The sequence below is a fragment of the Streptococcus infantis genome (assembly GCF_047465525.1).
Lineage (GTDB): Bacteria > Bacillota > Bacilli > Lactobacillales > Streptococcaceae > Streptococcus > Streptococcus infantis_R.
Genome location: NZ_JASGZS010000028.1, coordinates 1 through 23,519, shown reverse-complemented (window position 1 = coordinate 23,519; position 23,519 = coordinate 1). Strand labels below are relative to the sequence as shown.

Here is a 23,519-nt window from a genome sequence, read left to right as displayed (position 1 = left end):
CAGGGAAAAAATATCAAAATAAGAATCAAGTTGTCACTCATTACTTTGACATTGAGAAGTGCAAGAGTTGCCTTTCCAAGGAAGGGTGTTATAAGGAGGGTGCAAAGTCTAAAACTTATTCAATAACTATTAAGAGTAACGACCGTCTTTTCCAGAAGAAATTTCAGGAAACACCGTATTTTAAAGAAATGGCCAGACATCGCTATAAAATTGAAGCGAAGAATGCCGAACTAAAACAGAGACATGGCTTTGATGTCGCAAGAGCATCGGGTCTTTTCAGCATGGAGTTACAGGCAGCCACAACCATCTTTGTGGTCAATATGAAACGAATTATGACCTTAATAAATAAAAAATAACCGAGGAATTCGCTCAAATTGATGAGTAGTTCCTCGGTTTTCATTTCATTAAAAGTATGAGAGCTACTTTTTCAGTAGGCTCGACAAAAAGTCTGGCCTTTTGATATCATTCCTGAGACATTAGTTTGACATTTTGGTTATTAGTTCAAGCACTGCATTGAAGTAGTAGAACAGACATTCTAAGTTACGCTCCAGTATTACATAAAAGTAAGATATCTTTTATCTATAATTTTAAACAGTTTTCCCGACTATTTGATTTGTGTTGGGGATAAGGTTGCGATTGAGATATTTAACCTGTTCAGTTGTTTCTCTACATATTTTTAAAAAGTTTGACCTGGTAGAAAGTATAGTCAATTGAAACAAGAATAAGACAAAAGAGCCTCGAAAAAAGTATTACAACTTGGTAATACCTTGTTGAGGTGCTTTTTGATATGAGCCCATGTTTTCTCAATAGGATTGTACTCAGGTGAGTAGGGAGGAAGTGGTAAAAGTTTATGCCAAATTCTTCACATAAGAGCTCTAGCTTACCCATTCTATGGAATCTTGCATTATCCATAATAATAACTGATGGTGTGTTTAATGTTGGTAAGAGAAACTTCTGAAACCAAGCTTCAAAAAAGTCGCTCGTCATCGTCTCTTCGTAAGTCATTGGAGCGATTAACTCGCCATTTATTAGCCCAGCAACCAGTGAGATCCTCTGATATCTTCTTCCAGATATTTTACCTCTTATTAACTGACCTTTTAATGAGCGACCATATTCTCGATAAAAATAAGTATCGAATCCTGTTTCATCAATATAAACAGGTGCTAAGTGCTTTAAACTATTAAATTTTTTAAGAAATAAAGTTACTTTTTCTGGGTCTTGTTCATAGTAGGTGTGATTCTTTTTTTTCGAGTGTACCCCATAGCTTTGAGAGCATAGTGAATGGTAGTTGGATGACAGCAAAATTCAGAAGCTATTTCAGTCAAATAAGCGTCCGGATTGTCAGTAAGATAGTTTTTAAGTCTATCTCTATCAACCTTTCTTGGTTTTGTTCCTTTTACTTGATGGTTTAGCTCTCCTGTTTTCTCTTTTAGCTTTAACCAGCAATAAATGGTATTACGTGAGATTTGGAAAATGTGTGATGCTTCTGTTATACTACCTGTTCGCTCACAATAGCCGAGAACTTTTTTACGAAAATCTAATGAATATGCCATAAGAAGATTATACCACATTATGTACTGTTTTAGGCTCAATTGACTATAAGATTCTACCATAAAAAACTGCATATAAAAAAACTGAGAATAAATCCTCAGTTTTTTTATATATTTTATTGTTGTCTTCGTGGATTTTGTTGGGGTTGATTTTGTTGTTGAAGATTTGCAGATGAGTTTGGTTGCGTTGCATTTGGATTGGTAGTGCCATTCGTATTTTCATTTGAAGAGCTTTCACTTTCAGTTGTTGAAGTTGAACTTGAGCTAGAGCTCTCTGTAGTCGAACTTTCTTGAGTTGACTGTGGAATCCAGTTGCTGCTACGTGCCCCATTCTTGAAGATGTAATCACCACTTCTATGAAGTCCTTCTGGCATTGTCCAATCACCAGGGTGATCGTCCTCTGCTAGATACTGCATCATAGAACGATAGATACTAGTGGCAACAGTAAAGCCATCACCAACGATTGGAGTAAGGCGGTTTGAGTAACCAGTCCAGACCGCCATTGAATATTTACGGGTATAACCAACAAACATTTCATCCGGAGCAACAAATTGACTTGTTTTAATGTGGTTTTCAATCTCTTCATCAGTGTAGTTTGATGTACCAGTTTTACCTGCTTGTGGAAGCCATGAAATATAAGCGTCACGACCTGTACCAGAGTATAATACTGTTTTCATCATTTCTGTCATCATATAGGCGGTTGTTTCTTTCATAGCACGAGTACCTTGATCAGAAAACTCTTTTGAACTACCGTCGCTAAAGACAACTTTATTGATATACATTGGTTTGTGATAGATACCACCGTTAGCAAATGCAGCATAGGCGGCAGCCATTTTTTCACTACTTGCACCGTACTGTTTACCTGATTCAGTTGTGTTACTTGAAATTGCGTTTGCATATACAATGGTTGGATAATCAATGCCAAGTCCGTTTAAGAATTTTTTGGCTTTATCGAGTCCAACTCTATCAAGAGTTTCAACTGCTGGTACGTTACGAGATTGTTGGATAGCAGTTTGAAGGGTGATGTTACCATAATAGCCACGATCCCAGTTGTAGACTGGAGTGCTAGTACCTGGGAAGTTATATGGTACATCCTTAAGCATATAAGCAGTTGAGTCATAGATATCGTACTCAAGTGCAGGTGCATAGTCCGTAATTGGTTTCATAGTTGAACCCCAGTCACGGTTTGTTTCCACTGCTTGGTTAGTACCAAAGGATACATTACTAGCTTGGTGACGAGATCCGAGTTGGGCAATAACTTTACCATTTGATACATCAATGATAGTAGAAGCTGCTTGGATATCATCATCAGGATAGTTTACGTATTGATCAGTATTATAGACGTCCCAAAGGTGTTTTTGTACCTCTTGGTCGACGTTTGTATAGACTTCCATACCTGTTGTTAATAGATTATAACCTGTCTCTTGCTCTACTTGGTCAATAACTTCTTTAAGATAGTTATCCATGTACGGTGGATAGCTATTAACAGATTTTAGACTTTGAAGTCCATCTGTGATTGGGGTATTGATTGCTGTTTCATATTGCTCGGCTGTAAGGTAGCCTAGTTTTTGCATTTCTGACAAAACGAGGTTTCGTCTTTCAAGGGCTGCTTCAGGATGAGAATAGGGATCGTATTGGTTTGGAGCCTGTGGCATACCTGCTAAGAGTGCTAGCTGAGGGATGGACAAGTCTTTGAGGTCCTTACCATAATAGTTTTCCGCAGCTGTCTGCATACCATAGTTACCATTTGACATGTAGACCTTATTGACGTAATAGGTCAATATTTCTTGCTTAGTTGCAGTTCGCTCTAGCTGGATAGCCAACCAAGCCTCTTGAACTTTACGGGATAGAGTTTGATCAGCTGTTGATGTTGAGAAATAAGTCAGCTTAATCAACTGCTGGGTCAAGGTTGATCCCCCTTGAAGACCACCATTACTACTGAGGTTACGTAGGAAAGCTCCTGCTATTCGAATGCTATCAATTCCTCTGTGGTTAAAGAAGCGATGATCCTCGATAGAGACAATCGCATTGACAAGATCAGTAGGAATGTCACTACTTTGAGCATTGACACGACGTTCAGCACCTAAATCTGCGATGAGTTCATTTTTGCTATCATAAATTTTACTTGATGTAGTTGCAACAAGTTTGCTTTCAGAGAGTTCAGGAGCCTTGTTTGCATAGTGAAGAAATACACCACCGCCAAGTAGGAAAGCTACGATAAATAAGCTAATCGTAACAATGCTGAGGTATTTAACGATGCGCAAGATAGTTTGTTTGTTCATATTGTTTTACCACCTAGTAAATGTTGTTTGACTGTATCAAGGTAAGGAATTTGTGGAAAAGCAGACTGCTCAATCACATAACCGAATTCTTTGATATAGTCAAGCGGCATTGACTTTTTCCCCATATCCTGATGATAAAAACGGATGAGGTCAAGTGCCGGCAATAAATACGTTTCTTGATAAGAAGAAAAATGAAGAAGGACAAAGCAAATCCCTTTTTGTTCAAGGACTTGTTCCATATGCCGAATCTGATGAGGATGGAAGTTCTTCATCGGAATGGCATGTTTTTGCTTAGTTTCCTTAGCTTCGAAATCGATGTAAAACCCTTCATAAACTCCAGAATAATCGGTAGTCGATGCCTGTCTAAAATAAGCTTCAACAATCTTAGCCCGACTACGCTGCGGATAGTCTACGCGGACAATCTGAACAGGAGTTGGTTTCTTATGGATAACAGCTAAACCGTGTGTCAGATAATACTCGTTTGTAGCATTGATCATCTTTTCAAAGGTCATCCCACGATTTGCGAAATTTTTAGTTTGTGAGGTGACTTCTTGTTTTTTTTTCGATGAAAGTTTATGAGGATAGTTGACCATAATTCTCCTTATTGGTACAATAACATCACTCTATTATACCATAAAAGTGAACAGAAAGGGTGAAAAAATGCATACAGCCTTGGTTTTAGGCTATTCTAGCTTTGATTTAGGATTGTTTAATGACAAAGATATTCGTTTAAAAATTATTAAAAAAGCCATTCGTAGAGATTTGGAAAAAATGGCAGACGAAGGGTTGAAATGGTTGGTATTTACGGGAACTCTGGGATTTGAACACTGGGTTTTAGAGGTGGCCAGAGATATGAAAGATGACTTTGGTTTCCAACTTGCAACTATCTTTGATTTTGAGACTCATGGGGCAAACTGGAATGAGGGGAATCAGGTCAAACTGAGTGAATTTAAACAAGTTGATTTTGTTAAGTACGCCTATCCGAACTATGAACACAAGGGTCAATTACGAGACTATCAACTTTTCTTACTTGAAAATACAGATGGAGCCTATCTTTTTTATGATGAAGAAAATGAAACAAAACTGAAGTATTTTTACGAACTGATGAAAAAGAAAGACAACTATATTACAAAAAGATTAACATTTGAGGAATTAAACGAAGTAGCTGAAAATTTTTCCGAAAATTGAGCCTTTGACCTTGCTTTTTGTTTGCCTTTTTTTATATAATAATACTAGCAACTGAGAATGGAGAGAGACATGGCAAGTATTATTTTTACAGCAAAAGATATTTTTGAACAGGATTTTGGAAGAGAAGTACGTGGATATAGTAAAGCAGAGGTTGATGAATTCTTGGATGATGTCATCAAGGATTATGAAACTTATGCAGCATTAGTAAAATCATTGCGTTCAGAAATCGCGGAGCTTAAAGAAGAATTGGCGAAAAAACCTCAAGTGACACCAGCAACTTCTGAATCAGCAGATCATGGAAGTACGACTTCTATGACAAACTTTGATATTTTGAAACGTTTGAATCGTCTTGAAAAAGAAGTATTTGGCAAACAAATCTTGGATAATTCTGATTTCTAAGAATGATTTTGTTGTGCAATTTTTGGATAATCGCGTGAAGAGAATTTCTTTTCATGAGGAAAGTCCATGCTAGCACAGGCTGTGATGCCTGTAGTGTTTGTGCTAGGCGAAACCATAAGCCTAGGGACGAGAAATCGTTACGGCAGTTGAAATGGCTAAGTCTTTTGATAGGTCAGAGTAGGCTTGAAAGTGCCACAGTGACGGAGTCTCTCTGGAAACGGAGAGAGTGGAACGCGGTAAACCCCTCAAGCTAGCAACCCAAATTTTGGTCGGGGCATGGAGTGCGCGGAAACGAACGTAGTACTCTGACTACTATCAGCTAGAGCTGCTAGTGGTAGACAGATGATTATCGAAGGAAGTGGTCCTAGTCACTTCTGGAACAAAACATGGCTTATAGAAAATTGCATATAGGTTGGGGCTGAGATATATTCTCAACCTCATTTTTTAAAGTGAATAAAGAAAGGTCTATAAAAGACTGAAATGAAAACAACATTTAATTTAATTGCGACTGCTGCGGCGGGTTTGGAAGCTGTAGTTGGGCGTGAAGTAAGAGAGTTGGGTTACGATTGTCAGGTTGAAAACGGTCGTGTCCGTTTTCAAGGTGATGTGAAAGCAATCATCCAAACCAACCTGTGGCTAAGAGCTGCGGATAGAATCAAAATCGTCGTGGGAACTTTTCCTGCAAAAACATTTGAAGAACTCTTCCAAGGTGTTTTTGCTCTAGATTGGGAGAACTATCTCCCGCTTGGAGCACGTTTCCCAATTGCAAAGGCTAAGTGTGTCAAGTCAAAATTACACAATGAGCCAAGTGTGCAGGCGATTTCTAAGAAGGCAGTTGTTAAGAAATTACAAAAACATTATGCACGACCAGAGGGCGTTCCTCTCATGGAAAATGGTCCAGAGTTCAAGATTGAAGTTTCCATTTTGAAAGATGTAGCGACTGTTATGATTGATACAACTGGGTCAAGTCTCTTTAAACGTGGTTACCGTACTGAAAAAGGTGGAGCTCCGATCAAAGAAAATATGGCAGCTGCGATTTTGCAACTGTCAAACTGGTACCCTGATAAGCCTTTGATTGATCCGACCTGTGGTTCAGGAACTTTCTGTATCGAGGCAGTTATGATTGCTAGAAAGATGGCGCCTGGTCTGCGTCGTTCCTTTGCCTTTGAAGAATGGAACTGGGTCAGTGACCGCTTGATTCAAGAAGTCAGAACTGAAGCTAGTAAGCAGATAGATCGAGAGATTGAACTGGATATTATGGGATGTGATATTGATGCTCGCATGGTGGAAATTGCTAAGGCCAATGCCCAGGCAGCAGGGGTTGCAGGAGATATTACCTTTAAGCAGATGCGCGTGCAGGATTTACGTTCCGATAAGATCAATGGGGTGATTATCTCTAACCCGCCTTATGGTGAACGCTTGTCAGATGATGCAGGGGTTACCAAGCTCTATGCTGAAATGGGTGAGGTTTTTGAGCCTCTCAAGACGTGGAGTAAGTTTATCCTGACTAGTGACGAAGCCTTTGAAAGCAAATATGGTAGTCAGGCGGACAAAAAACGAAAACTCTACAATGGTACTTTGAAAGTTGATTTATATCAATATTTTGGTCAACGTGTCAAAAGAAATTTGACAGATTAGAAAGGAGTTGCCATGGATCCAAAGGATAAAAAAGAAGAGTTGTTAGAACCTGAGAAAATATCTCAGGAACCTCAGTTTGATTTTGAGGAAGCTAAGGATCTGACAGTTGGACAGGTTATTCGAAAAAATGAAGAAATCGAAGCAGGAGTAACTCCTGATGATACGATTTTGGACAAATACATTAAACAACACCGTGAAGAAATCGAAGCTGATAAATTTACTAACATTCAGGCGAAGAAAGAGGAACTTCGAAGTCTAGATGATTTGCTTCAAGACGCCAAAGAAACAATTGATGAAGAGGTTGAACCAGTAGAAGAAGTCCCTGACTTAGAGATTGCTGCTGAAGAAGAGGGAGTAGCAATGGAAGAATTTCTCCTTCCACCCCTTGAAGAAACCTTGGTTATGGATAAAAACCTAGTGGAATCTGAAACTGAGCCCCTTGTTGCCGAGGATGATGAAGCTTTGCAAGAGGAACATCAATCCTTATCTCGCTCTGCTCAAGCAGAAGATGAGCCACAAAACAAAAAGCTGTGGGTCATCTTGTCAGCTCTTTTAGCGATTATTGTCTTGATTATTGGGGGTAGCTACTACGTTTATCGTCAAATTGCGCGTTCTTCCCAAGAAATTCAGTCTCAGTCATCTGATGCAGGTTTGGTAAGTAATCAAGTAATTCTCAATCAATTTAACAGTCTTTATGATACTTTTTATACTGATGAGAATAAAACTGCCCTAAAAAATAGTCAGTTTAGTCAGCTGAGTCAGCTCAAAGAGCTTTTAGATAAACTTGAGGGAGCTAGTGAGCATACTCTTGCCAAATCAAAATACGATAGTCTTGAAACACAAATCAAAGCGGTACAAGATGTTAATGCTCAATTTGAAACACCAGCTATCACAGATGGTGTTCTAAATACAAATGCTAAAGTAAAGGCAGATGCTAAATTTACCGAAGTTAAGACAGGGAATACTGAAATTGATAAACTGCTAGCTAAGGCTATTAGTCTCGGTAAGAGTCAACTTTCAAGTTCTACAAGCTCAAGCAGTAGTCAGTCAAGTTCATCAAGCCAAGCAGAGTCAAGTTCTGCAACTGAAAGCAATGCTAGCAGCTCTGCTAATGCATCAACTTCAGCGGGTGAAACAGCCTCAGCAAATAATATCCTAAATAGTGGACTAGCAAGCAATGGTGTGAACCTACAAAGAAGTGTCAGTCGAGTACCGTACAATCAAGCCGCTGTAAGTGATAGTAGTGATCCTGCTTGGACTTTTGCAGATGGTGTCCTTGAACGCATTCTTGAGACTTCGCGTGCGCGTGGCTACATTACAGGCAACCAATATATTTTGGAACCTGTGAATATTGTTAATGGTAATGGCTACTATAATCTTTATAAACCAGACGGTACCTATCTCTTTACCCTTAATTGTAAGACAGGTTACTTTGTAGGTAATGGTTCTGGACATGCGGATGATTTAGACTACTAGTCAAATTGTTACAAAATTCTTTCTTTTCACAGATAAACATGATAAAATAAAACATATTAAACAAGAGGAGTGTCACATGACAAAAGCTAACTTTGGTGTTGTTGGTATGGCCGTAATGGGTCGTAACCTTGCCCTTAATATTGAATCTCGTGGTTATACAGTTGCTATTTATAACCGTAGTAAAGAAAAAACTGAAGATGTGATTGCTTGCCACCCTGATAAAAACTTCGTGCCAAGCTATGATATCGAAAGCTTCGTAAATTCAATTGAAAAACCACGTCGTATCATGCTTATGGTTCAAGCAGGACCTGGTACAGATGCGACCATTCAAGCCCTTCTTCCACACTTGGATAAAGGTGATATCTTGATCGACGGAGGAAACACTTTCTATAAAGATACCATCCGTCGTAATGAAGAGTTGGCGAACTCAGGTATCAACTTTATCGGTACAGGTGTTTCTGGTGGTGAAAAAGGTGCCCTTGAAGGACCATCTATCATGCCTGGTGGACAAAAAGAAGCTTATGACTTGGTAGCAGATGTTCTTGAAGAAATCTCTGCAAAAGCCCCAGAAGATGGGAAACCATGTGTAACTTACATCGGTCCTGATGGAGCTGGTCACTACGTGAAAATGGTCCACAATGGTATTGAGTACGGTGACATGCAATTGATCGCAGAAAGCTACGATCTTATGCAACACTTGCTTGGCCTTTCTGCAGAAGACATGGCTGAAATCTTTACTGAGTGGAACAAGGGTGAATTGGACAGCTACTTGATTGAAATCACAGCTGATATCCTTGGACGTAAAGATGATGAAGGTCAAGATGGACCAATCGTAGACTACATCCTGGATGCTGCAGGAAACAAAGGAACTGGTAAATGGACTAGCCAATCATCTCTTGACCTTGGTGTGCCATTGTCACTCATCACTGAGTCAGTATTTGCGCGTTACATCTCTACTTACAAAGAAGAACGTGTTCATGCCAGCAAGGTGCTTCCAAAACCAGCTGCTTTCAAATTTGAAGGCGATAAGGCTGAATTGATTGAAAAAATCCGTCAAGCCCTTTACTTCTCAAAAATCATCTCATACGCCCAAGGTTTTGCGCAATTGCGTGTAGCTTCTAAAGAAAACAACTGGAACTTGCCATTTGCGGACATCGCTTCTATCTGGCGTGATGGATGTATCATCCGTTCTCGTTTCTTGCAAAAGATCACAGATGCTTACAACCGTGATGCAGATCTTGCTAACCTTCTTTTGGATGAGTACTTCTTGGACGTAACTGCTAAGTACCAACAATCTGTTCGTGATATCGTAGCTCTTGCTGTTCAAGCTGGTGTACCAGTACCAACATTCTCAGCAGCTATCACTTACTTTGACAGCTACCGTTCAGCTGATCTTCCAGCGAACTTGATCCAAGCACAACGTGACTACTTTGGTGCCCACACTTACCAACGTAAGGATAAAGAAGGAACATTCCACTACTCTTGGTATGACGAAAAATAAGTAGGTCAGCCATGGGGAAACGGATTTTATTACTTGAGAAAGAAAGAAATCTAGCTCATTTTTTAAGTCTGGAACTCCAAAAAGAGCAATACCGAGTTGATCAGGTAGATGAGGGACAAAAAGCCCTCTCCATGGCTCTTCAGACAGACTATGACTTGATTTTACTGAATGCTCATCTAGGGGATATGACAGCCCAGGATTTTGCAGATAACTTGAGTCGAACCAAGCCAGCTGCGGTGATCATGGTCTTGGACCATCGAGAAGAATTGCAAGACCAACTTGAAACAATCCAGCGTTTCGCTGTTTCATACATCTATAAACCAATCATTATCGATGATTTGGTCAGTCGTATTTCAGCTATCTTCCGAGGTCGAGATTTCATCGACCAACACTGTAGTCAGATGAAAGTTCCGACAGCTTATCGCAATCTGCGTATGGATGTAGAACATCATACCGTCTATCGTGGCGAGGAGATGATTGCTCTGACACGTCGTGAATATGACCTCTTAGCTACCCTTATGGGAAGTAAGAAGGTTTTAACTCGTGAACAATTGCTGGAAAGTGTTTGGAAGTATGAGAGTGCGACCGAAACCAATATAGTGGATGTTTATATCCGTTATCTACGTAGCAAACTTGACGTGAAAGGTCAAAAGAGCTACATTAAAACCGTGCGTGGTGTTGGTTATACCATGCAAGAATAGAAAAGCAGTTGCAGTTTTGTAACTGCTTTTTTTGAGTCGTTTAAATGTTGACATATGATTTGATCTTTGCTACAATCATTTTGGAGGAAAGAAGAATGAAATTTTTGAAAAAAATGATGCAAGTTGGACTAGCAGTCTTTTTCTTTAGCTTGCCAGCTACAAGTACAGTATTTGCGGATGATGCTGATTCAGAAGGCTGGCAATTTGTCCAAGAAAATGGTAGAACCTACTACAAGAAGGGGGATCTCAAAGAAAAGGCCTGGCGAGAGATAGATGGGAAGTACTATTATTTTGATCATGTATCAGGAGAGATGGTTGTCGGCTGGCAATATATTCCCATGCCAGACAAAGGTAGTACAATTGGTCCTTATCCAAATGGGTTAAGATTAGAATATATGCCAATGTCAAGATGGTACTACTTTAATCAAGATGGCGTACTACAAGAGTTTGTTGGCAAGCAAGTTTTAGAAGCAAAAACTGATACAAATATCGATAAATATCATGGTGAACAATATGATAGTCCAGCAGAGAAACGAGTCTACTATTTTGAAGACCAAAGAAGTTATCACACCTTAAAAACCGGTTGGGTTCATGATGAGGGGCACTGGTATTATTTACAGAAGGATGGTGGCTTTGATTCTCGCATCAACAGATTGACTGTTGGGGAGCTCGCACGTGGCTGGATTAACGACAATTCCACTTGGTACTATCTAGATCCAACAACTGCTACAATGCAAACAGGTTGGCAATATCTTGGTAACAAGTGGTATTATCTCCGTTCATCAGGTGCTATGGCGACAGGTTGGTATCTAGATGGTTCAACTTGGTATTACCTAGATGCTCAAAATGGTGATATGAAAACTGGCTGGATTTATGTCGATAATACTTGGTATTATCTTCGTTCGTCAGGAGCTATGGTGACAGGCTGGTTCCAAGTTAATGGTAAATGGTACTATGCCTATAGTTCAGGTGCCCTAGCTGTAAATACCGCAGTAGGTGGCTACCAGGTCAACTATAATGGTGAGTGGGTACAATAATGAAAACAAGCGATTGTGAAAGGAAACAATCGCTTTTTTTGTGAAAATATAATAAAATAGAAAGGAATAAAGTTCTAAAATTTTATCTAGAAACAGATGATTTTCATCTGATAGTAGGATTAAATGACAAAAGAAGTTGGTGTCGGTCAGGCACATAGTAAAATTATTTTAATAGGAGAGCATGCGGTGGTTTATGGATACCCAGCCATCTCTTTACCTCTTTTAGAGGTGGAGGTGACTTGTCGGGTGGTTCCAGCAGCGACATCATGGCGTCTGTTTAAAGAGGATACCTTGTCCATGGCAGTTTATGCTTCCCTTGAGTATTTAAATATCCAGGATGCTTGCATCCGTTGTCAAATTGACTCGGCTATTCCTGAAAAACGTGGGATGGGTTCTTCAGCAGCCATAAGTATTGCGGCCATTCGAGCGGTATTTGATTATTACCAAGCAGAACTTCCACATGATGTTTTAGAAATTTTGGTCAATCGGGCGGAGATGATTGCCCATATGAATCCTAGTGGTTTAGATGCCAAGACCTGTCTTAGTGACCAGCCTATTCGTTTTATCAAGAATGTTGGTTTTGAAGAATTAACCATGGATTTGTCAGCTTATCTGGTTATTGCAGATACTGGAGTTTATGGACATACTCGTGAAGCTATCCAAGTTGTTGAGAGCAAGGGCAAGGATGCCTTACCTTTCTTGCATGCGCTAGGAGAGTTGACCCAAGAAGCAGAAGAAGCAATAAAAACAAAAGATGCCGTGAAGCTGGGAGAAATTCTAACCAAAGCTCATGGAAATCTAAAAGAAATCGGAGTTAGTAGCCCTGAGGCAGATGCCTTGGTAGAAACTGCTCTTGCACATGGATCTCTAGGCGCCAAGATGAGTGGTGGAGGTCTAGGAGGCTGCATCATCGCCTTGGTTGCTAATGTCAGTCAAGCACAAGAACTCGCAGAAAGATTAGAAGAGAAAGGAGCTGTTCAGACATGGATCGAAAGCCTGTAACAGTACGTTCCTATGCCAATATTGCTATTATCAAATATTGGGGTAAGAAAGCAGAAAAAGAGATGGTTCCTGCGACTAGCAGTATCTCTCTAACCTTAGAAAATATGTATACGGAGACAACACTTTCTCCTTTACCAGCAGATGCAAGCTCGGATGCTTTCTACATCAATGATCAGTTGCAAAACGAGGCAGAGCATGCCAAGATGCGTAAAATCATTGATCGCTACCGTCCTGAAGGAGCAGGTTTTGTTCGTATCGATACCAAGAACAATATGCCGACAGCAGCAGGTCTTTCTTCAAGTTCCAGTGGCTTATCTGCCCTGGTCAAAGCCTGCAACGCCTATTTCCAATTAGGACTAGATCGTAAAGAATTGGCCTTGGAAGCTAAATTTGCATCGGGTTCTTCATCTCGTAGTTTTTATGGACCTTTGGCAGCTTGGGATAAGGATAGTGGAGAGATTTATCCAGTTGAAACTGACTTGAAACTAGCTATGATTATGTTGGTCTTGGAAGACCAGAAAAAACCAATCTCTAGTCGGGATGGTATGAAACTCTGTGTGGAAACTTCGACAACATTTGATGAGTGGATTCGTCAATCTGAACAAGACTACAAGGATATGCTGGTCTACCTCAAGGAAAATGACTTTAAGAAAGTTGGAGAATTAACAGAGAAGAACGCTCTTGCAATGCATGCTACGACAAAAACTGCAAATCCGCCTTTCTCTTATCTGACAGATGCGAGTTATGAGGCTATGGATTTCGTTCGTCAGCTTAGAGAACAAGGAGAAGCTTGCTACTTTACCATGGATGCGGGGCCTAATGTAAAGGTTCTTTGTTTAGAAAAAGACTTGGAACATCTATCAGAACTCTTAGGTCAACGCTATCGCTTAATCGTTTCAAAGACAAAGGATTTGAGCCAAGATGACGATTGTTAAAACTTGTGGGAAGCTCTATTGGGCTGGGGAGTATGCCATTTTAGAACCAGGACAGTTGGCGCTAATAAAGGCTATTCCCATCTATATGACGGCTGAGATTAAAATATCTGATGCTTATCGACTCTACTCAGATATGTTTACTTACAGTGTAGATATGCGCCCAGATTCTTCTTATGCTTTGATTCAAGAAACAGTTGCCTTGGTGGAGGAATATTTGACTGCCCAAGGAGTTGACTTGCGTCCTTTTTCTTTAGAGATTCGTGGAAAAATGGAGCGTGAGGGGAAGAAGTTTGGTCTGGGTTCTAGTGGTAGTGTGGTTGTTTTGGTCATCAAGGCCATGCTTGCTTTCTATGAAAGACCCGCTGAAAGAGAACTCTTGTTTAAACTGGCTAGTGCAGTTCTTCTCAAACGTGGGGACAATGGTTCCATGGGGGACATTGCCTGTATCGTATCAGAAGACCTAGTACTCTATCAGTCATTTGACCGTGAGAAAGTGGCAAATTGGCTAGAAAAAGAAGGCTTTCAGGCTGTATTAGCACGTGACTGGGGCTTTTCTATTAGGAGTGTTGAACCGGTCTTGACATTTGACTTTCTGGTTGGTTGGACCAAGGAAGTGGCTGTATCTAGTCACATGGTCAAGCAAATCAAGAATAATATGAACGCTAGCTTTTTGCAGTCTTCAAAAGAAATTGTAGCTAACTTGGTGAATGCTTTGCAGGTAGGTCAAGAAGAAACCGTTATTGACTTGCTAGAACAAGCTAGCCAACTCTTAGAAGGCTTGAGTTCAGATATTTACACACCTTTGCTCAGGCAATTAAAAAATGCTAGCCAAGACTTAAAAGCTGTTGCTAAGAGTAGTGGTGCTGGTGGTGGAGACTGTGGGATAGCACTTGGCTTTGACCAAGATTCGACCACATTACTGAAAAATCGTTGGGCTGATTTAGGAATTGAGCTCTTGTATCAAGAAAGGATAGGACATGACGACAAATCGGAAGGATGAACACATCCGCTATGCCCTTGAACAAAAAAGTTCTTATAATAGTTTTGATGAAGTGGAGTTGATCCACTCCTCGCTACCCTTATACGACATAGATGAGATTGATCTTTCGACAGAATTTGCAGCGCGAAAATGGGACTTTCCTTTTTATATCAATGCCATGACGGGTGGAAGCGATAAGGGGAGAGAAATCAATCAAAAGCTGGCTCAGGTGGCAGATGCTTGTGGGATTTTATTTGTGACAGGTTCTTACAGCGCTGCACTTAAGGATCCATCAGATGATTCTTTTTCCGTGAAGTCAAATCATCCTGATCTACTTCTTGGAACCAATATTGGCTTGGATAAACCTGTAGAACTAGGATTACAAACAGTGAAAGAAATGAATCCTCTTCTCTTGCAAGTTCATGTCAATGTCATGCAGGAATTACTTATGCCAGAAGGTGAGCGTCAATTTAGATTGTGGCAAAATAATCTGAAAGATTATGCTGATCAAATCTCAGTACCTCTTGTTTTAAAAGAAGTCGGTTTTGGTATGGATGTTAAGACCATTGCTAAAGCATACGATATGGGGATTGGAACTGTTGATTTGTCTGGTCGTGGGGGAACTAGCTTTGCCTATATCGAAAATCGTCGCAGTGGTCAACGTGGCTACCTCAATGATTGGGGACAATCAACTATGCAAGCACTTCTGAATGCCCAAGATTGGAAAGATAAGATGGAGCTTTTGGTAAGTGGAGGAGTGCGCAATCCACTAGACATCATCAAATGCCTGGTCTTTGGAGCCAAGGCAGTTGGTCTATCACGCACTATGTTAGAGCTGGTTGAAAATTACTCTGTTGATGTCGTTATTTCCATTGTTGAAAGCTGGAAGGAAGACCTACGCTTGATTATGTGTGCCCTTAATTGTGCAAGGATTGAGGATTTGCAGCAGGTCGACTATCTCCTTTATGGAAAATTAAAAGAAGCAAAAGACCAAATGTGAGGAGGTCGGGATTTTTATCCCGATCTTTTTATCATTCCTCAGACTGATGTGACTTTTGGGATTTGTGATAAAATAAAATAGAGAGGACGGATACATGCGAAAATTTCAAATTTTTCTATTTATTGAAGCTTGTTTATTAACAGGAGCTCTGATTATGATGGTATCAGAGCATTTTTCCCGTTTTCTGTTGATCTTGCTCTTGTTTTTACTGCTGATTCGATACTATACTGGAAGACAGGGGAATAACCTCATATTAGTGGCAGTGAGCATCCTATTTTTCTTTATCATCATGCTCAATCCCTTTGTCATTTTAGCTATCTTTGTGGCTTTGATTTATAGTCTCTTCTTGCTTTATCCTATGATGAACCAGGAAAGAGAAGACGCCAATCTGTTTTTTGAAGAAGTAGTGACGGTGAAGAGGGAGAAAAATCGCTGGTTTGGGAATCTACACCACTTCTCAAGCTACCAGACTTGCCGCTTTGATGATATCAACCTTTTTCGTCTCATGGGGAAGGATACCATTCATCTAGAGCACGTGATTTTGAGCAATCATGATAATGTCATCATCTTGAGAAAACTGGTGGGTACGACTAGAATTATTGTACCAGTGGATGTAGAAGTCAGCCTCAGTGTCAATTCTCTGTACGGAGATTTAACCTTCTTTGACCAGCCTAAACGTGCTTTACGTAATGAGCAATTTCATCAAGAAACCAGAGATTATCTCAAGAGTCCTAAGAGTGTTAAGATTCTTTTGACAACCATGGTTGGAGATGTTGAGGTGGTGCGAGGATGAAAAAACAACCCTATATTTTAATTGGTCTCACCTCATTTCTCTTTGTTGCTTTTCTATTTCGAAGCATTTTTAAAGTTCTGGATTTAGAGTGGAATTCTCTCTTCCAAGATTTAGAAAAAACAGAAAAAATCTTATTTCTGGCTTTAATGTTTAGTGCTGCCCTAGCCTTTTTATTAGTCCTATTCTGGACAATGGTTGACGAAATTTCAAAGAGAAGAATCCAAGCAAATCTCAAACGTCTCCTAGCTGGCAAAGATATAGAAAGTCTGGGAGATGCTGACTTAGACGCAAGTTTTAAAAACTTATCAGGAAAGCTCGGTTTGTTGACAGAAGCTATTCAAAAAGCAGACAATCAGGCCTTGGTCAAAGAAGAAGAAATTGTTGAAAAGGAGCGCAAGCGAATCGCACGTGACTTGCATGATACAGTCAGCCAAGAAATTTTTGCTGCCCATATGATTTTATCGGGGCTCAGTCAACAAGCTTCCAAATTAGACAGAGAGAAGATGCAAACACAACTCCAAAGTGTGACTTCCATTTTAGAGACAGCTCAAAGAGACTTGCGCATTCTTCTTTTGCATTTACGACCAATTGAACTGGAACAAAAAAGCTTGGTGGAGGGGATTCAGCTACTCCTCAAAGAGCTAGAAGAAAAAAGTGAGCTGAAGGTAAGCTTTAAATATCAGGTAACTGAACTACCTAAAAAGATTGAGGAACATATTTTTCGGATTGTACAAGAATTGATTAGTAATACACTCCGTCATGCCCAAGCTTCCTGTCTAGATGTTTACCTTTATCAAACGGAAACAGGCTTGCAATTAAAGGTAGTAGACAATGGTCGCGGTTTTCAGCTAGATGATGTTGATGAACTAAGCTATGGACTACGTAATATCAAAGAACGAGTGGAAGATATGGCTGGGACAGTACAATTGATGACGGTTCCTAAGCAGGGTTTGGCAGTGGATATTCGGATCCCCTTGCTTGAGTGACTAACAAAAGGAAATGAAATGAAACTATTATTAGTAGATGACCACCAAATGGTGCGTCTGGGTTTAAAAAGTTATTTTGAGTTACAAGATGATGTAGAGGTTGTAGGAGAAGCAACCAATGGTGCGGAAGGAATTTCCATGGCCTTGGAGCTTCGTCCAGATGTGATTGTCATGGATATTGTCATGCCTGAAGTCAATGGGATTGATGCAACACTAGCTATTCTCAAAGAATGGCCAGAGGCTAAAATCTTGATTGTGACATCTTACCTAGATAATGAAAAAATCATGCCGGTTTTGAATGCTGGAGCTAGGGGATATATGCTCAAAACTTCTAGCGCGGACGAATTGCTGCACGCTGTTCGTAAGGTGGCGACTGGAGAGTTGGCTATTGAACAAGAGGTGAGTAAGAAGGTAGAATACAATCGCAATCATATTGAACTTCACGAGGACTTGACTGCGCGTGAACGGGATGTCCTTCAACTGATTGCTAAAGGTTATGAGAACCAGCGTATTGCGGATGAGCTTTTTATCTCCCTCAAGACTGTTAAAACACATGTTTCGAATATTCTGGCTAAACTTCAGGTTAGCGACCGCACCCAGGCAGCAGTCTATGCCTTTCAGCATCACTTGGTAGGCCATGAGGACTTCTAGATGAGTTTAGCAGATTTACTTGTGGAGCTAGAAGCGGCAAAAGATCTGATAAAGGCAGGGCCTATGGAAGCCTATATGCGCCAGCAATTTTCCTTTCTAGGTATTGCGGCACCTGAAAGAAATGCGCTCTATAGAAAATACTTTCCAAGCGAGAAAAAAACAAAGATCATCGATTGGGATTTTGTGGACACTTGCTGGGAAAAGAAGCCAAGAGAATACCAGTATGTGGGCGCCAACTATTTGAAAGCTATGCAATCTTATCTAACAGAGAGCGATTTGCCTAAGCTTGAGCGTCTGGTCGTGACCAAATCCTGGTGGGATACGATAGATATTCTAGATCGAGTAGTAGGGAATTTGGTGTATGACAAGCTGGAATTGGGAGAAAATAATCCTCCAATGGAGCCTATCAGACAATATCTGGCTGAGACGAGTTGCTATTGATCACCAGTTGTTAAGAAAAGAAAAAACGAATGTCCGACTGATGGAAAAAATCCTACTAAACAATCTGGACCAGACAGAATTTTTTATCAATAAAGCCATCGGCTGGGCTCTAAGAGACTACTCTAAGACCAATCCAGAATGGGTAGTAAGTTTCATCGAAAAAAACAAGGAAAGAATGGCTAAACTTAGTATCAAAGAAGCAAGCAAGTATCTCAAGCAGTCCTAAAAACTCATGTCTGACCAGAAAAAAACATAATAGGCGGTAGCTAGTAGAACTTGTTAACAACAAGATAGTAGAGAGTATCATCTCGAGAAAGATGTCTGTCGAATGAGCCTAGCGCTGTTGTTCAGACTGTAAAAAGAGACAAATGATTTAGACCAAGGATTTAGTCCAGTATGCTAGAAGACTAAGTCCTTTTATAGTGTATTGAATCTAGAACAGTACACTATGACTCCTAAAAAATATTTCTAGAAATTAGTTTGCCTTTCCTAAACGATTTGTTCGTACTTTATTGCAATCTACTATATTTGACTCTCGCAGGTGTAATCGATGGCATCCCTCGGTGCTATCTCATAATTTTAAAAAGAAAACACCATTTTAAGCCTATAAAATCAAAAAGAGCAGAAATTTTCAGTGTGCGATCACCTATAGTATAGGATTTATTAAAAACTTTTCCCTTAGCTTCTTAGAACATAAGAAGATTCATTGATTGACTTGTAAATTAAAAATATATACTTGGACTAGCATCTTTCTTAAGTGGTCTGTCAATCAAAAGTGTAGGTTGATTTTTTGAGTAGTAAAAGATTCAAGAAAATTTAGGGTCGCTAATGTTCTTTGATAAAAAAACTTGATTCATTTATTTTTTCTTTCATTCTGAAAATTTAGTGTAAATTTTCTGTTTTTTTGAAATTTTGTGTCTTAAAAGACCCAGTGAAGAAAACTATATGTTTAGAATCCTGTTTTACTTAATTTTTAGATAACTATATTAAGTAATTGAAAACGTTATATATGTAGTTTTGGGTTTATAAAATACTTGAAAGTTCAAAAATTGTTTTAATTGACTATTTTCTAGAAGAGATGTATAATTGAATTGTATGTAAAAGACATGCAGTTATTTTAAAAAAAAGGAGATAATGTAATGTATTTTAATCGTAAAAATGCAGAGCAGAAGAACTGGCGAATGATCAAAAAAGGAAAACATTTCTTGTTTGGTTGTTCGCTTGTCTTTGCAGTTGGTGCAGCCTTGGTAGCTCCAACGGTTAAGGCCGACACAGCTGATACTGGGGAGGTAGAGACTAAAACTGCCAACTCAGCTGCTGAAGCAAGCACTAGTGACGAAGTAGGAACGTATAAGGCACCAGCAGTGGAGGTATCAACAACTTCACCAGTGGTTGCTGAAAATCCTACAAGTTCAGAAGCCACTTTATCAAAAACAGCTAACAAAGAAGCTTTGACCCAATTGGTCGAAGAAGTAAAAGGCTTGGACAAAGCAGGCAAGACAGAAGACTCTCTTTCTCGCTTGAACACAGCCCTTGAACAAGCACAAAATGTTTTGGCAAATGCAGAAGCTAGCCAAGACCAAGTGGATGTAGCGGTCGCTAGTCTCAAAGATACAGTAGCTCAGCTTGCTGCCAAAGAAGAAAAAGCAGCAACAGTAGCAACAGAGGCTAAAACTGAAGCAACAGAGGCTAAAACTGAAGCAACAGAGGCTAAAGCTGAAGAAGCAACGGAAGCAGAAACTTCAGCCACTCAACCTAAGTCAAGAAGCCGTCGAGCTGCAGGACAAGAACGTGCTCAAGATCGCTCTGCAGAAGGGAAAGACATCAATTTCGAATACCGGAGTCGTAAAAAAATTGAGGATGGAGATCCAACTCAACGTGCCAAGATTGAGTACAGACAGCTGGGAGACTATGAGGTAGCCGATGGAAAAACAGTGGCTACAGACCCAGAGGGTAAAGGCCGTCCAGTCTTGGAGTGGACGGTAACCTTTAACGAGGCTCAGTACGATCTGATGGGAGGATACTACTACTTTACAATCCCTAAAAATGTATCTGAACCTTATAAAGTTGTGACAGAATATAACAACGGCGCTTACAGACCCCGCGATGGCTGGGTGGATGGAAATGTTACATCAGGTGGTTCGCCGTCTGCAGAAGGTCAGCAGTTTATCGATGCTGGAAATAAGCTTAACTGGCGTGTTGGAAATACTGTTGGGAATATCAATTCGGTACCCGGTCTTAGTGGTGTTATGGATCAAACCGAAAAGGTTTATGTCCTTGGTTTTGCTAACAACACTAAGGCACGCAAGGTTACTATTAAGTACCGTACTGTGGTTACAGACCCTTCACAGGCCATTTCTTATATTGCAGGTATTGACTCTAAAACAGGCTTACCAAAAAATAACTGGTATGGTCTCACAGGTAAGTACGACAAGCACTTGGTAAGTCAGGTTGATGCACCAAAGGTGACTCCAAACTTGACCAACACCTCTGTCAACGTTCCTATTCAAACTGTAGCTTCAACTTCAAGCACTCTTTCAGGGACAGGGGTTCCAGGGGCTAAAATCAAGCTTTATATCGATGGTCAAGAGCAAAACATCGGCAATGTCACTGTTGACAGTGCTGGAAACTGGACTACTGGTGAGCTTCCAACAGCTTTGAACAACAACCAAGGTGATGGTACAACAATCAAACCACGTCAAACAGTAGAGGTAAGCCAAGTAGTTAACGGTGAAGAAAGTAGCCGCCGTACTGTACCAGTATCTGTCGGTGAGACAACTGTTGAACCTTCAAGCTTGACTACTAACCAAGATGCAGTTGTAGCAGGGCAAAAAGAAGTTACTCTTAAGGTTCCTCATGATGCAGGGATTGCCTACATGCGCTATACAAATACTGCGGGTCAAACAGTTGAGATTCCAGTCAAACGTGACAATGCCTCATCTGCATGGGTATCACAAAAGTCAGATAAGGCAACTGTAAAATCATACGCACATGGTAAGTTTGAAGATACGATTGTCCTCACGATGGCTGACAAGATTGCAGGTACGGAAGTATCAGCTATTTCAAACGTGGTAGATGGTGGATTCTCAAGTGTGGCTGGTTGGCAACCTCGTGGAGTAGAAAACCAAGCACCAACTATCGCATCAGCTGTTGAAGGAAACAGAAAAACTGTTACTCAAGGTGCTCAACTTGACCTTGCATCTCTTGTGACCGTAGCAGATAAAGAAGATGATGCTCAAGCAACACTAGGTGATAAGGTTCATGCTGAAGTTGTTTCAGTAAATGGCAACGCAGCAACCAAGACAGTTGATACAAATACCCAAGGCACTTACACAGTTAAGTATAAAGCCGTTGATAGCCAAGGTAAAGAGTCAGGTGAGATTGAAGTTACTGTAGTTGTAAATCCTGCACGTCAAAACGAGGCTCCAACAGTAGAGATTCCATACTCTAATAAAGATACTAAAGAAGTTTATGTATATTCTGGAGAAGAAAACTCATTTGACATTAAATTCAAAGATGATAGCGGAAAAATTGCGAGTGCCACTGTAAAACAAGGTGGTAACAGAGCGTTTGATGATGTTGCAGGTGAAGAAAATACTATCAATACTCAATATGGATTTAAAGCAAATGTTATCAATGCTGAAACTACAGCGACAGATGCTACCCCAGCGGTAATCACTTATAGAGGTACCCCAGCAGCAACAGATGGTTTGAGCCAATCTGACTTTGATGCAGCAACTAAGGGAGATAAAGCACCAGGTATGGTTTTAGGATGGCGTTATGCAACAGCAACTGACACAGATGGTGCATTTATTGAGAATAAAGCCGTAGGAAACCCAACTGACCCAGGTGCATTCCGTGTCATTCTTAAAACACAAGCTCAAAAATATGACATTGCAACTCCAACTGAAAAAGTTACTGTAGCAGATCCAGCTAATGTAACTAATGCTGAGCTAGGCAAAATCAAAGAGAAACTTCAACTTGAGTACTCTCAAAACAACGATGATGCTAACTTAGCAGACAAAAAAGGTAAAACTGTAGCTGATAAAGATGCTAAGATTCAATCAGTAGCAAAAGATGCCGAAGGAAATCTTGTTGTAACCTATGCAGATGGTTCTCAAGAAAAAAGAGCTTTATCAGATTTTGTAAACGTAGCTCCAACAGTTGAACTTCCATACTCAAATAAAGATAAGAAAGAAATCTATGTTTATACAGGTGAAAACACTGATTTAACATTCAAAGCATCAGACAACACTGCTGTTAAAGATATGTATGTACGTGGTCCTGGTGGTATTGGAACAGATAATACGGCAGGTTACGGTTTCACAACTGGAAAAATCGAGAATTCAGCAGTCACTCATGGTGATGGTACTGTATCAGGTGCTACAGCTACTCTTAAGATGACAGGTGTTACAACACTTAAAGCTCCAAACCATTGGACAAGTTTTGTTGTTGCTAATGACAATGATAATGCACCATCAGCTACTGATTTTAGAGCATTAGATCAAAACCCTAATGCAACTCAGACACCAGGATATGTTCACTTCATCGTTAAATCTCAAACAGATAAGTACGATATTGCAACTCCAGCTGATAAAGTTGAAGTAGCAGATCCAACTAATGTAACAAAAGATGACTTAGCTAAAATCGAAAAAAAACTGAAACTTGAGTACAACAAGGACAATGACGATGCCAATATCGCAAAAAATACTCCAGTTGATAAAGATGGTAAGATTAAATCAGTCACAAACGATGGCAAAGGAAATCTTGTCGTAACCTATACAGATGGTTCTAAAGATACAAAACCATTATCACAATTTGTAACTAAAAAACCAACAGACGCAGATAAGAACACTCCAGTAGCGAAAGATCAAACTGTTAAACCAGGTGACAAACCAAAAGCAGAAGATTCAATTGACAACCTCAAGGATCTTCCTAAGGGTACAACAGTAGAGTTCAA

Annotated in this window: 18 protein-coding genes, 1 other RNA gene and 2 pseudogenes; 18 read left to right on the top strand and 3 right to left on the bottom strand. The window is 40.0% G+C overall.

Features of this window, described 5'->3' with window-relative positions; genetic code table 11:
- Positions 1 to 356: transposase (locus tag QM374_RS09115; RefSeq protein WP_414311540.1), on the top strand; the 356-nt coding region annotated here is incomplete at its 5' end.
- A 350-nt stretch (positions 357 to 706) separates the two neighbouring features.
- On the opposite strand, the pseudogene QM374_RS09110 reads toward QM374_RS09115, so the two are convergent.
- The 3 genes and pseudogenes from QM374_RS09110 to recU form a co-directional block, all read right to left on the bottom strand.
- A pseudogene (locus QM374_RS09110) lies at positions 707 to 1,553 on the bottom strand (IS630 family transposase).
- 113 nt (positions 1,554 to 1,666) lie between these two features.
- Positions 1,667 to 3,832 (bottom strand): penicillin-binding protein PBP1A, encoded by a 2,166-nt coding sequence (pbp1a, locus tag QM374_RS09105; RefSeq protein ID WP_414311539.1) that lies wholly within the window; start codon positions 3,830 to 3,832, stop codon positions 1,667 to 1,669.
- Positions 3,829 to 4,425, bottom strand: a complete 597-nt coding sequence (recU, locus tag QM374_RS09100) for a Holliday junction resolvase RecU (RefSeq protein WP_414273236.1) — start codon at positions 4,423 to 4,425, stop codon at positions 3,829 to 3,831. The genes pbp1a and recU overlap by 4 nt, the downstream gene beginning before the upstream one ends.
- A gap of 67 nt (positions 4,426 to 4,492) precedes the next feature.
- Between recU and QM374_RS09095 the strand changes: the two genes are divergently transcribed.
- From QM374_RS09095 to QM374_RS09015, 17 genes and pseudogenes are all read left to right on the top strand, one after another.
- Positions 4,493 to 5,020, top strand: a complete 528-nt coding sequence (locus QM374_RS09095) for a DUF1273 domain-containing protein (protein WP_371608131.1) — start codon at positions 4,493 to 4,495, stop codon at positions 5,018 to 5,020.
- A 69-nt stretch (positions 5,021 to 5,089) separates the two neighbouring features.
- Positions 5,090 to 5,419, top strand: a complete 330-nt coding sequence (gpsB, locus tag QM374_RS09090) for a cell division regulator GpsB (protein WP_371561187.1) — start codon at positions 5,090 to 5,092, stop codon at positions 5,417 to 5,419.
- Positions 5,420 to 5,437: 18 nt separating this feature from the next.
- Positions 5,438 to 5,818, top strand: an RNA gene (rnpB, locus tag QM374_RS09085) — RNase P RNA component class B.
- 81 nt (positions 5,819 to 5,899) lie between these two features.
- Positions 5,900 to 7,057, top strand: coding sequence for a THUMP domain-containing class I SAM-dependent RNA methyltransferase (locus QM374_RS09080; RefSeq protein ID WP_414311538.1), 1,158 nt, complete (start codon positions 5,900 to 5,902; stop codon positions 7,055 to 7,057).
- Between the two features lie 12 nt (positions 7,058 to 7,069).
- Complete coding sequence (gene mapZ / locus QM374_RS09075) at positions 7,070 to 8,533, top strand: cell division site-positioning protein MapZ (protein WP_414311537.1); 1,464 nt, start codon at positions 7,070 to 7,072, stop codon at positions 8,531 to 8,533.
- A gap of 76 nt (positions 8,534 to 8,609) precedes the next feature.
- On the top strand, positions 8,610 to 10,034 hold the full coding sequence (gndA, locus tag QM374_RS09070; protein ID WP_311522583.1) for an NADP-dependent phosphogluconate dehydrogenase: 1,425 nt from the start codon (positions 8,610 to 8,612) through the stop codon (positions 10,032 to 10,034).
- An 11-nt stretch (positions 10,035 to 10,045) separates the two neighbouring features.
- Positions 10,046 to 10,735 carry a response regulator transcription factor gene (locus tag QM374_RS09065; protein ID WP_414311536.1) on the top strand — a complete coding sequence of 230 codons (690 nt, stop codon included), beginning with the start codon at positions 10,046 to 10,048 and terminating at the stop codon, positions 10,733 to 10,735.
- Between the two features lie 95 nt (positions 10,736 to 10,830).
- Positions 10,831 to 11,772, top strand: coding sequence for an N-acetylmuramoyl-L-alanine amidase family protein (locus QM374_RS09060; RefSeq protein WP_414311535.1), 942 nt, complete (start codon positions 10,831 to 10,833; stop codon positions 11,770 to 11,772).
- 123 nt (positions 11,773 to 11,895) lie between these two features.
- Positions 11,896 to 12,774, top strand: coding sequence for a mevalonate kinase (mvk, locus tag QM374_RS09055; RefSeq protein ID WP_414311534.1), 879 nt, complete (start codon positions 11,896 to 11,898; stop codon positions 12,772 to 12,774).
- Positions 12,756 to 13,709, top strand: coding sequence for a diphosphomevalonate decarboxylase (gene mvaD / locus QM374_RS09050; RefSeq protein ID WP_414311533.1), 954 nt, complete (start codon positions 12,756 to 12,758; stop codon positions 13,707 to 13,709). The genes mvk and mvaD overlap by 19 nt, the downstream gene beginning before the upstream one ends.
- The gene (locus QM374_RS09045; protein ID WP_414311532.1) at positions 13,696 to 14,709 is read left to right on the top strand and encodes a phosphomevalonate kinase; all 1,014 of its coding nucleotides are present in this window, start codon (positions 13,696 to 13,698) and stop codon (positions 14,707 to 14,709) included. The genes mvaD and QM374_RS09045 overlap by 14 nt, the downstream gene beginning before the upstream one ends.
- Entirely contained in the window at positions 14,687 to 15,688 is a 1,002-nt protein-coding gene (fni, locus tag QM374_RS09040; RefSeq protein ID WP_414311531.1) for a type 2 isopentenyl-diphosphate Delta-isomerase, read from the top strand. The genes QM374_RS09045 and fni overlap by 23 nt, the downstream gene beginning before the upstream one ends.
- A gap of 94 nt (positions 15,689 to 15,782) precedes the next feature.
- Positions 15,783 to 16,481 carry a cell wall-active antibiotics response protein LiaF gene (liaF, locus tag QM374_RS09035; RefSeq protein ID WP_414311530.1) on the top strand — a complete coding sequence of 233 codons (699 nt, stop codon included), beginning with the start codon at positions 15,783 to 15,785 and terminating at the stop codon, positions 16,479 to 16,481.
- A complete protein-coding gene (locus tag QM374_RS09030; protein WP_414311529.1) occupies positions 16,478 to 17,467 on the top strand; it encodes a sensor histidine kinase in 990 nt (329 codons plus the stop codon). Before liaF ends, QM374_RS09030 begins: the two co-directional genes overlap by 4 nt.
- A gap of 18 nt (positions 17,468 to 17,485) precedes the next feature.
- A complete protein-coding gene (locus QM374_RS09025) occupies positions 17,486 to 18,118 on the top strand; it encodes a response regulator (RefSeq protein WP_414311528.1) in 633 nt (210 codons plus the stop codon).
- Positions 18,119 to 18,785, top strand: a pseudogene (locus tag QM374_RS09020) (DNA alkylation repair protein).
- Between the two features lie 913 nt (positions 18,786 to 19,698).
- Positions 19,699 to 23,519 (top strand): Rib/alpha-like domain-containing protein (locus QM374_RS09015; protein WP_414311527.1); only part of this gene is annotated, 3,821 nt, incomplete at its 3' end.

Coding starts and splice junctions, on each gene's coding strand:
- pbp1a (WP_414311539.1), bottom strand. CDS start 3,832: ATGAACAAACAAACTATCTTGCGCATCGTTAAATACCTCAGCATTGTT.
- recU (WP_414273236.1), bottom strand. CDS start 4,425: ATGGTCAACTATCCTCATAAACTTTCATCGAAAAAAAAACAAGAAGTC.
- QM374_RS09095 (WP_371608131.1), top strand. CDS start 4,493: ATGCATACAGCCTTGGTTTTAGGCTATTCTAGCTTTGATTTAGGATTG.
- gpsB (WP_371561187.1), top strand. CDS start 5,090: ATGGCAAGTATTATTTTTACAGCAAAAGATATTTTTGAACAGGATTTT.
- QM374_RS09080 (WP_414311538.1), top strand. CDS start 5,900: ATGAAAACAACATTTAATTTAATTGCGACTGCTGCGGCGGGTTTGGAA.
- mapZ (WP_414311537.1), top strand. CDS start 7,070: ATGGATCCAAAGGATAAAAAAGAAGAGTTGTTAGAACCTGAGAAAATA.
- gndA (WP_311522583.1), top strand. CDS start 8,610: ATGACAAAAGCTAACTTTGGTGTTGTTGGTATGGCCGTAATGGGTCGT.
- QM374_RS09065 (WP_414311536.1), top strand. CDS start 10,046: ATGGGGAAACGGATTTTATTACTTGAGAAAGAAAGAAATCTAGCTCAT.
- QM374_RS09060 (WP_414311535.1), top strand. CDS start 10,831: ATGAAATTTTTGAAAAAAATGATGCAAGTTGGACTAGCAGTCTTTTTC.
- mvk (WP_414311534.1), top strand. CDS start 11,896: ATGACAAAAGAAGTTGGTGTCGGTCAGGCACATAGTAAAATTATTTTA.
- mvaD (WP_414311533.1), top strand. CDS start 12,756: ATGGATCGAAAGCCTGTAACAGTACGTTCCTATGCCAATATTGCTATT.
- QM374_RS09045 (WP_414311532.1), top strand. CDS start 13,696: ATGACGATTGTTAAAACTTGTGGGAAGCTCTATTGGGCTGGGGAGTAT.
- fni (WP_414311531.1), top strand. CDS start 14,687: ATGACGACAAATCGGAAGGATGAACACATCCGCTATGCCCTTGAACAA.
- liaF (WP_414311530.1), top strand. CDS start 15,783: ATGCGAAAATTTCAAATTTTTCTATTTATTGAAGCTTGTTTATTAACA.
- QM374_RS09030 (WP_414311529.1), top strand. CDS start 16,478: ATGAAAAAACAACCCTATATTTTAATTGGTCTCACCTCATTTCTCTTT.
- QM374_RS09025 (WP_414311528.1), top strand. CDS start 17,486: ATGAAACTATTATTAGTAGATGACCACCAAATGGTGCGTCTGGGTTTA.